This is a genomic window from Bacteroidota bacterium (genome assembly GCA_034723125.1).
Classification (GTDB): Bacteria; Bacteroidota; Bacteroidia; order CAILMK01; family JAAYUY01; genus JAYEOP01.
In genome coordinates this window covers 1-9,690 of the sequence record JAYEOP010000419.1, presented here as the reverse complement: position 1 = coordinate 9,690, position 9,690 = coordinate 1, and the positions used below count along the sequence as shown (strand labels likewise).

11 protein-coding genes and 1 other RNA gene are annotated in these 9,690 nt (G+C 29.1%); 8 read left to right on the top strand and 4 right to left on the bottom strand.

Going from position 1 to position 9,690, the window contains the following annotated elements; genetic code table 11:
• Window positions 1-109 precede the first annotated feature (109 nt).
• Both ffs and fsa read left to right on the top strand, forming a co-directional pair.
• An RNA gene (ffs, locus tag U9R42_11325) (signal recognition particle sRNA small type) lies at window positions 110-208 on the top strand.
• A 37-nt stretch (window positions 209-245) separates the two neighbouring features.
• Window positions 246-902, top strand: coding sequence for a fructose-6-phosphate aldolase (gene fsa / locus U9R42_11320; GenBank protein MEA3496616.1), 657 nt, complete (start codon window positions 246-248; stop codon window positions 900-902).
• A 477-nt stretch (window positions 903-1,379) separates the two neighbouring features.
• Here the strand turns inward: fsa and lptC are convergent, their stop codons facing one another.
• The 4 genes from lptC to U9R42_11300 are packed head-to-tail and all read right to left on the bottom strand — an operon-like array spanning window position 1,380 to window position 5,412.
• The gene (lptC, locus tag U9R42_11315) at window positions 1,380-1,940 is read right to left on the bottom strand and encodes an LPS export ABC transporter periplasmic protein LptC (protein ID MEA3496615.1); all 561 of its coding nucleotides are present in this window, start codon (window positions 1,938-1,940) and stop codon (window positions 1,380-1,382) included.
• Window positions 1,941-1,986: 46 nt separating this feature from the next.
• Window positions 1,987-3,429 (bottom strand): tetratricopeptide repeat protein, encoded by a 1,443-nt coding sequence (locus U9R42_11310; protein MEA3496614.1) that lies wholly within the window; start codon window positions 3,427-3,429, stop codon window positions 1,987-1,989.
• Between the two features lie 2 nt (window positions 3,430-3,431).
• Window positions 3,432-4,694: a hypothetical protein gene (locus tag U9R42_11305; GenBank protein ID MEA3496613.1), complete on the bottom strand. Its 1,263-nt coding sequence runs from the start codon at window positions 4,692-4,694 to the stop codon at window positions 3,432-3,434.
• A complete protein-coding gene (locus tag U9R42_11300; protein MEA3496612.1) occupies window positions 4,687-5,412 on the bottom strand; it encodes a type III pantothenate kinase in 726 nt (241 codons plus the stop codon). Before U9R42_11300 ends, U9R42_11305 begins: the two co-directional genes overlap by 8 nt.
• Before the next feature lie 168 nt (window positions 5,413-5,580).
• Between U9R42_11300 and U9R42_11295 the strand changes: the two genes are divergently transcribed.
• Genes U9R42_11295 through U9R42_11270 form a run of 6 tightly spaced genes read left to right on the top strand, consistent with a single transcriptional unit; the run spans window position 5,581 to window position 9,625 of the window.
• Window positions 5,581-6,444: a permease-like cell division protein FtsX gene (locus U9R42_11295; protein MEA3496611.1), complete on the top strand. Its 864-nt coding sequence runs from the start codon at window positions 5,581-5,583 to the stop codon at window positions 6,442-6,444.
• 25 nt (window positions 6,445-6,469) lie between these two features.
• Window positions 6,470-6,772 (top strand): DUF3098 domain-containing protein, encoded by a 303-nt coding sequence (locus U9R42_11290; protein ID MEA3496610.1) that lies wholly within the window; start codon window positions 6,470-6,472, stop codon window positions 6,770-6,772.
• A 5-nt stretch (window positions 6,773-6,777) separates the two neighbouring features.
• Window positions 6,778-7,566 carry an undecaprenyl-diphosphate phosphatase gene (locus U9R42_11285; GenBank protein MEA3496609.1) on the top strand — a complete coding sequence of 263 codons (789 nt, stop codon included), beginning with the start codon at window positions 6,778-6,780 and terminating at the stop codon, window positions 7,564-7,566.
• Between the two features lie 37 nt (window positions 7,567-7,603).
• Window positions 7,604-8,314, top strand: a complete 711-nt coding sequence (truB, locus tag U9R42_11280) for a tRNA pseudouridine(55) synthase TruB (GenBank protein MEA3496608.1) — start codon at window positions 7,604-7,606, stop codon at window positions 8,312-8,314.
• Complete coding sequence (locus U9R42_11275) at window positions 8,314-9,249, top strand: bifunctional riboflavin kinase/FAD synthetase (protein MEA3496607.1); 936 nt, start codon at window positions 8,314-8,316, stop codon at window positions 9,247-9,249. The genes truB and U9R42_11275 overlap by 1 nt, the downstream gene beginning before the upstream one ends.
• A gap of 19 nt (window positions 9,250-9,268) precedes the next feature.
• Window positions 9,269-9,625: a YraN family protein gene (locus U9R42_11270; protein MEA3496606.1), complete on the top strand. Its 357-nt coding sequence runs from the start codon at window positions 9,269-9,271 to the stop codon at window positions 9,623-9,625.
• Window positions 9,626-9,690: the final 65 nt, after the last annotated feature.

The window sequence follows — 9,690 nt, the reverse complement described above, 5'->3', positions numbered from 1 at the left end:
GCGAATGTATTTATAAAACCTCCCTTTATTAGTGTTTTTAATTCAAATAATTTAAAATATTTTTACAATCATTTCTTTTTAGTAACCTAAATGTTTTTATCTTTGCGGTGGGTAAGCCCTGTACGACTAGCTCCCTTTATGTACCCCAGGACAGGAATGTAGCAAGGTAGTTTTGGTTGAGCAGTGCGATACAGGTAGCTTACCTTTTTTTATGACATTTTCAACACTCAAAATAATTTTGAACTATGAAATTTTTTGCTGATACAGCTAATATTGAAAAAATAAAAGAAGTAATGGACTTAGGTATTTTAGATGGCGTAACAACAAATCCATCTTTAATGGCAAAGGAAGGTATTAAAGGTGAAAAAAATATTAGAAATCATTATAAAAAAATATGCGAAATTGTTGATGGTGATGTTAGTGCGGAAGTAATAGCTACTGATTTTGAGACAATGCTAAAAGAAGCAAGAGAGCTTGCTGCAATTGATGATAACATTGTTGTAAAAGTGCCTATGATAAAAGATGGTTTGAAAGCAATCAAACAATTAACTTCAGAAGGAATAAAAACAAATTGTACTTTGGTTTTTTCTGCTGGTCAAGCAATTTTAGCAGCAAAAGCAGGTGCTACATATATTTCTCCATTTTTAGGTAGGTTGGATGATATTTCAAGAGATGGGATTGAATTAATAGAGCAACTTACTCATATTTTTTCTATGCAGAATTTTAAGACAGAAATCCTTGCTGCTTCAATAAGAAGTCCTATGCATATTGTAAAATGTGCTGAATTAGGTGCTGATGTTGTTACTTGCCCTCCCGAGAATATCCTAAAATTGTTAAATCATCCTTTAACAGATAGTGGATTAAAAACATTTCTGGAAGATTTTAAAAAGTCACAGGAATAATTATAAAAAGTGGTTCTATGTCAAATACTGTGGGTAATCAAATTTGATTCACAGATTACAAAATTACTCTTTTTGTAATTAGTGCTTATAAGAAAACTCATTATTTGTCTACCTGTACCCCTTAAATTCCTTAAAGGGGAAAACCCAACTCACTAAGTGATGGCATTCTCTTTAGGGGACAAAGGGTTGAGCAGAGGATATGCAGAATTTTCTTTAGTTTTCTAAGAGGTACTAATTAATGAATTTTCGCCAAATCTCAATATATTTGGATTAAAGGATATATCTTATTAGAATATTGCATATAAAATAATTTTAATCTGTGAATCTGTCTTCGACAGACGTAGTCATTTTTCTATTACACTTAGCTTGTCTTCGACAGACGAAGTCTGTGGCTTTAATTTTTTTTTTCACCCACACAAATCAACATAGAACCTAAAAAGTTAACACTATTTAGGTCGAAAATTACAATTCGTTATTTTATTCTTCATCTTCAGTTTCCTTTAAATTAATTACTCCTCTAATATCATAAAATTTATATTCTTTGAATTCCGGGTCAGATTCAAAACCTTGACTTTTTATTATTTCATTTTTTCTTCTAACTCTAACATATTTTTCGGAATATACTTTTGCTTTTCTTTGATTCCAAAATAATTGTTCAGTTGTAAGTGTATCATTATTTGTGTTTACTACCACAACATTTCCTTTTACTTCAATTAATTTTTTATTGATATGCTGAATTCCGTAATTGGCACGTAAAAAACTACTTGGAATATTATTGTTATAAAAAGTAACTGTAAGTCCTTTTTTCATTTCACGGTAAGGAGCACTTCCTTGGTATGATTCCATTAGTGGAGCAAGTAATATTCCTTTAACTTTTCCAGAATCACTAAATGTAAATTCAATATCTTTTGCTATTTCGGCAGGAAATACTTCTTCATTTGTGAGTGCTTCTACATCTTCGAGTTTTGCTTTGTTACAAGCTGAAAAAAAAAGTAGAAAAATAATAATAAAGAAAAATAATATTTGAGGCTTAAACATAAAATTGTAATTAAAAGTTTTCAAAATAAACCTCTTCTTAAAATTTCTATTCGTTAAATCTTGCTTTAGTAGTAGCATTAATCCAGCATCCGATAGAATAATTAGCACCATCTTTTATAGGTGGCTCTTGATAAAATGATTCTTCTTTTGTAGGGAAATGTTGTGAATATTTGCTTATTCTTTTAGCTGCATCTTCATTACCTTTTGAACGGGCAATAAAATACTGATCAACCGCAATCCAATAAACAGCTTGTTTTTCGAAATCTGATTTCCCACAGCTTGAAGAACTTGAAGCATAGAGGTCTCCAATAAAAATAAATGGAGTACCATTATTAGGATTAAGGTTTGCAGATTTTCTTGCACTTGCTCTTGCTGCCGATAGGCTACCTGCTTTTTTTTGTGATTCTGCTAATGACATGTAATATTTTGCTTTATCAATATTGCTATCATCCATTGCGTTTACGGCTTTTTCATAATAAAAAATTGCTTTTGAATAATTCCCTTTACCATAATGAGCATTGCCAAGGCTATATGCTGCTTTTGGTGAAGGTTCTAATTCGTATGCTCTTTCACTAAGCATCATATAAAGATTATTCTCGGTATATCTTTTACTATCAAGAAGTGAAATCATATTTGTGATGTCTGAAAGGTTGTCTTTGTTGTCATTGAATTTCTTAGTAAATATTGGCTCAAGAACTTCAAATTCCAAATAAGGACTTGTAAGTTGAACTACATTGTCATTTATTTTTCTCCATCTTGATACTTTTTCGCCTTTTGCAATATTGTTATCAATAATTGTTGTTACAGTAACAAAGTTTTGAACAAGTACAGATTCATCTATTTTTTTATGCTTAAGCATTATTGTGGTGGTGTACATAAAGTAATAAGGAGTAACGGAACTACTGTTGTCTTTTTCCAGATTAATTGATTCTTCAAGGAGTTTGTAAGCTTCTTCAAATCTTGAAGGGTCAAGTATAAAAAGGTCTTCTCCTTTTTTCCCAATAACAAAACCTTTTTCATTAAAATATGTTATCCTTTGGTCATATATCATGAATAAAGAGTCAATCCATTTGTTTTTTAAAGCATCATCATCTTTTGATTTTTTTATAAAATCTTTAATCATTTTAATTCCATTGATATAAACACCTTTGTTGAATTTTGGTGCATTGGAATATAAATATTTCCAATATTTGTAAGCATCTTTATAATTGTCTTGTATGAAATATTCAATATATAGTGAATAGTTCATAATTGTTTTTAAACTGTCAACACCATATTTTTTAATTGTATCATTTCCTGTTGTTTGAATAGGATTGTTTTTACTTTCTTCCTCTTCCACTTCCTGAACAATTTGTTCCATTCTAATTTTATTGAGTTCCTCATTTGTTTCATTGGATTTTGATGTTGATTTTGTTGTATTACATCCAAAAACGGAAAGAATAATTAGGTTTGATAAAAATATTGTTATGATTGTTTTTTTGCTTTTCATAGTTAGTTTATTTTAGATTTTTGAAACCAGACATCATTAAGTCTGAAACCTATAAAAATATTAATGTAATTTTCGTTAATTAAAACATCTTTATTGCTACTTATTTTTCCAAATTCCAAACCAAAATTGAGTCTTGAAATAGATCTTCGTAATGGAAATCCAGCACCCAAACTAATGCTTGATTTTGAAAACGCACTGTTTTCTACGTTTAAATATGATTGTGAATGTTTGATGCCCAGTCTGTAATTTATTCTCTTAAAGTAGTTACTAATGTCTTGGTAATCGGGAGTGTATTCTCCACCTGCAATAATTTCCCATTGGTCATTAAGTTTAAAATAATTCTCTAAGCCAGTAAATGATGACCATTTACTAAAGCTATAATCTACTCCAAATTTCCAATTATATTTTTTATCAATCATGAAACCAAATCCATAACTGAGTGGCAACTCAATGCCTGTTTTTCCTTCGGTGTTTGTTTCAATGCTGTCTTTGTATCCACCTATTCCATGTTCGTAAGTTTGGATTATTGTGTATTCTCGAGCAGATAATTCATCATTTTGTGAAAATACAGCTCCAAGTGTAAGTTTATAATCTTCTGCAATTTCTGTTGAAAACTGCATTCCAAAATCATACATTAATTTGTAATAATTTTTTTGAGTATATTCTATGACACTGTTATATTTGGCATCATCAAAGTTGAGGAAATGATTTTCTTCAGTATTTCCAAAAAGGTAATATACATTAGCTCCAATGCTTAATTTTTCCCATAAAAGAAAGGAGGCTCCAAGATAAAATTTAGAGAATCCACCTGAAAGTTCGTAAGTTTCAGTGTAATCAAAACTATCAACTTCTTCAAAGAAAGTAGTTTCGTCTTTGTATCCGATTTTACTTACAGGCATTAATCCAAAGCTTCCGCCAATACCTGCTTTTTTAGAAATAGGAAAGGCTAAGCTAAAATACCCGAAATCCATAAATGTTGTTGTATAGCTTTTATCTAGTTGGCTAAGGTTTTGAATTTTTCCTGACAATGCTAAATTGAATGTGGAAAATTCATTGAAAGAATACGAGGCAGGGTTTGAGGGTGTGTATGAAAGCCCATTGTTGTAAGCAATTGATAATCCCCCCATGCTTGATTGGTCAATAAAAGTTGTTTTTTGCAATTCCCCTAATCCGTAATATGAATACGGATGTCTGAATGTTTGTGCATTTGATACAATGTTAATCAGTAAAGAGGCAAATAATATAATTGATATTTTTCTATTCATTAAAAAAAAGTATTTCATTCAGTCCGTACAACAATAAATTTAATTCCGCAAAAGTGGGGTTTTTTAATAAGTTATGCAAATATTTTGAATATCCTCCACAAATGACTGTTTTCATATCTTTATATGAGTTTTTAAAATCATTAATAAATCCATCTAACTCAAATAGAATGCCATTTTTAATTCCCGAATGCATGGATGCTGATGTTGATTTGCCTGTGATTTGGATTTTATTGTCCTGATATTCAAGTAGTGGCAGTCTATCTGTATAGTCGGATAATGATTTGTATCTTAATTTTGGACCGGGAGAAATTGCTCCTCCTTGATAATTTCCGTTTTTATCTATAAAATCATAAGTAATACAACTGCCAATATCAATAATTAACACATTTTGTTGTGGGAATTTGCAATATCCTCCAACAGCAAGAGCTATTCTGTCTTTGCCTAATGTTTTGGGTGTGTTATAATTTAAATTTATGGGGATTTTTGTATTGCTATCAAGAATAATTGTTTTTGATGTTTTTTGTTTAACAACATTAATAATTTCATCAGGAGTAGAAATGACAGATGAAATTATGGATTGTTTAAAGTCAGTGTTTTTAATAAAATTGAGTAATTCATTATTCTTGTCATTTAAGAACTCTTTTTTATCAATTAACTCTTTATTTTCAAAAAGAGCCACTTTTTTCATTGTATTTCCAAAATCTAAAATCAGATTCATTACCTTAATTTTAAGCAAGGTGCAAAAATATGAAAAAAATGTTTTAAAAAACCTCCCTTTAATAAAAGGACATTTTAAAATCTGAAATGAAATTCACTTTTACACTTATCAGAATCAATAAAAATATTAAATTTGAATTTTTTAGAAATATCAGTTTTATTTAATTGAATGACAAAAAAACGAAAAGTAAAAAGAAAGCGAGGTTCATATTTTTCACCTCTATTAAGCATCACTTTAGTGCTTTTTTTAATAGGATTGTTTGCAATTTTAATTCTTTATGCTGATCAGCTAAAATCTTATTTGAAGGAAAATGTTCAGGTAAATGTTATTTTTGATGATGATTCAAAAGAAGCTGATATTTTTCATTTGCAAAAAATGATGGAAGTTGAGCCTAGTGTAATAAAAACCAATTACGTAGATAAAGAAGAAGCAAAAAAAATAATGACAGAAGAACTCGGTGAGGATGTTGATGCGGTTTTAGGTTTTAATCCATTTCCTTCTTCTTTAGAAATTTATTTTATAGCCGATTATGCAAATGTTGACAGTATTGAAAATTTCAAAAAGGAACTTGATGAATTTGCTTTTATAAAAGAAATTTCATATCAAAAAGTAATTCTTGAAAATATTGATAGTAATGTGCGGATAATAGGAATGATATTGCTTGCTTTTATGTCAATATTTTTGTTGATAGCAATAATATTGATAAACAACACAATAAGACTAACATTGTATTCCAAAAGATTTTTAATAAAAAGCATGCAACTTGTTGGTGCTACTCAAGCTTTTATTCGTAAACCTTTTATTGTAAGGGCAGTGTCCTTTGGTTTGATTGGTGGTGTGCTGGCAAATGGATTAGTTGTTTTCTTATTTTATATGTCAAATTCAAAAATTCCTTATAAGATTGTAAGTGATACGGAAACAAATTTATTAGTTGCATTGACAATAATTATTTTTGGCGGATTAATAACAGGTGTTAGTAGTTATTACTCAGTGCGAAAGTATTTACGATTGAAACTTGATGAACTATATTAAAATAAATATTTTTTAGATTAAAGAAATGGTACAAAATAAAAAAACAAAACAAAATATGAAATCACAACAGAAGCAAAAATTCATATCTGATAAAAAAACTCAAAATAAAGATACAACTGTTTTTCCATTAACGAAAGAGAATTATATTTTAATGGGAATAGGGTTTTTAATTATTATAATAGGATACATTTTAATGGCAGGGAAAGAAGATATTTTTAGTTTTGTAAAAATGAATCTATCTGTAATTTTTGTGGTTTTCGGATTTGTATTTATGATATATGCAATATTAAAGAATCCGAAAAAAACAACTAACAAAAATGAAAATTAATAATTATGGATTGGTTTCAATCACTAATATTAGGAATACTGCAAGGTTTAACTGAGTTTTTGCCTGTAAGTAGTAGTGGTCATATCGAATTAGGAAAAGCAATACTTGGAGCAAATACCGAACAAGGAATGATGTTTACGGTTGTTGTTCATGGTGCTACGGTTTTAAGCACAATTGTTGTGTTTTGGAAAGATATTCTAAAACTGTTTGGAGGCTTGTTTAAATTTAAGTGGAACAAAGAAACACAATATATTTCACTTCTTGTACTCTCCATGATTCCTACAGTAATTGTAGGTTTATTGTTTGAAGAACAAATCGAAGCATTGTTTACAGGCAATCTTTTATTTGTCGGGTTTATGTTATTGGTAACAGCTTCACTTCTTGCATTTACTTTTTATGCAAAAAACACAGTTAATAGTGTAAATGCTTCTAAGTCAATTGTTATTGGCTTGGCACAGGCTGTTGCTATTTTGCCAGGTATCTCTCGTTCAGGTTCAACTATTGCTACAGGTTTGCTACTTGGTATTGATAAAGAAAAAATAACAAAGTTTTCTTTTTTGATGGTTATTTTGCCAATTATTGGAGCAAATATTTATTCAGCATTAAAAGGAGATATTTCTATGAGTAACTCCGTTGATATCCTTCCTTTAGTTATTGGCTTCTTTGCTTCATTTATCTCAGGATTAGTGGCTTGTAAGCTGATGATAAAAATTGTTAAAAGAGGTAAATTGATATATTTTGCAATTTATTGTTCCATTGTTGGAGTAATTGCAATAATTTTTGGATTGTTATAATAGATTATTAAATTCTCCTTATTTCAATCAATTAATTATGATTTCAAAAACCGATAAAACAGGCACTATAAATTTTTCTTTAGGTGAAGTAATTTTTATTGATAAACCAAAAAATATTTCTTCTTTTGGAGTTATCCGGAAATTAAAACGAATAGTAAAAATAAAAAAAATAGGACATGCAGGGACTCTTGACCCACTTGCAACAGGCTTATTGATAATGTGTACAGGGAAATTTACCAAAAGAATAAATGAGTATCAGGGGATGAAAAAAACCTATACAGGGAAATTCACACTTGGTGCATCCACACCATCATTTGATAGCGAAACAGAAAAAATTAAAGAATTTGATATTTCAGAGATAACTGAAGAACAAATATTGAAAACAAGAACGCAATTTCTTGGAAAAATTGAACAGCAACCACCTGTTTATTCAGCATTAAAAATAAATGGAGAACGACTTTATAAAAAAGCAAGAAGAGGTGAGAACCCTGAAATTAAAAAACGTATTGTTGAAATTTTTAAATTTGAAATAAAAGATATAAATCTTCCCGAGATTACTTTTTTGGTAGAATGTAGTAAGGGAACTTATATCCGTTCAATAGCAAATGATTTTGGAAAAGCATTGAACAACGGTGCATATTTATCCGAGCTAAGAAGAACAAAAATTGGAGATTATGATGTTGCTGATGCATTAACTATTGATGAATTTGAAAAGCTAATAAAGGAATCAAATATTGAAAGTTTATAATGAAAGTATTTGACAAAATAGAGAATTGTTGTAAACTGACAAATCCTGTTGTTACAGTAGGAACTTATGATGGAGTACATTTAGGGCACAAAGAAATTCTTGCAAAACTTAAATCCGAAGCAAATAAATTTGATGGTGAATCAATTGTAATTTCTTTTTGGCCCCACCCAAGAATTATTTTAAATAAAGATGCTGGCAAATTAAGATTGTTAAATAATTTGAAAGAGAAAATAAATTTATTAGAAGAGTATGGCATAGATAATTTGTTGCTAATCTCTTTCACTAAAGAATTTTCAAATCAAGATCCACAAAATTTTATCAAGAATCTTTTAATAGAAAAAATCGGAATTAAGTCCATTGTTGTTGGTTATGACCATAAATTTGGTAAAGATAGACAAGGGACAATAGATTTTTTGAATAAGAATTCCAAAAAACATAATTTTGAAGTTCATAAAGTTGAGGCTTTTAATATTCAGGATGTAACAATAAGTTCTTCTAAAATTAGAAAAGCTTTGCAAGCTGGAGAAATTGCAGATGCAAACAAAATGCTTGGCTATGAATATAATTTTAGTGGAAAGGTTGTTAAAGGAATAGGACTTGGTAAAACACTTGATTTTCCTACAGCCAATATTATTCCTGATAATGGCAATAAACTTATCCCTAAAGATGGAATATATATCGTTTCAATAATATTGAATAAACAAAAATACTATGGAATTTTAAATGTCGGAGAAAATCCAACTATTCTTGAAAAAGCAAGATCAATAGAAGTTTTTATTTTTGATTTTGATGAAAATATCTACGATAGTGAAATAAAAATTAATTTTCTTAAACGAATAAGAGAAGAACAAAAGTTTGATAATGTTGAATTATTAAAAAGTCAGCTAAAAAGTGATCAAAAAACAGCTTTAGAATTTTTTCGGAATTTAAAATAATAAAAAAAGAAGTCTTCTAATGAGTGATAATAAGTCAGTTGGAGCAAAAGGCGAACAATTCGCTGCTGAATATCTAAAAGATAAAGGTTACGAAATTCTTGAAATGAATTGGGTAGCAGAAAGATGTGAAGTTGATATTATTGCCAAATATAATTCAGTAATTATTTTTGTGGAGGTAAAGACCCGAACTAACGATTTTTATGGTAATCCTGAAGAAGCTGTAAACGAGGCAAAACAAGAAAATTTAATGAAAGTTGCCGATGCATATCTTATTGAAAATGATTTAGATAATGAAATTAGATTTGATATAATTTCTATAATTTGGAATAAAAATAGGAAAGATATTTATCATATTGAGGATGCAATAGTTCCGTAACCTTACCTAAATCCTCTCCTTTAAGGAGAGGACTTTTTTTGCATCTTAGATGCAAAAAATTGGTG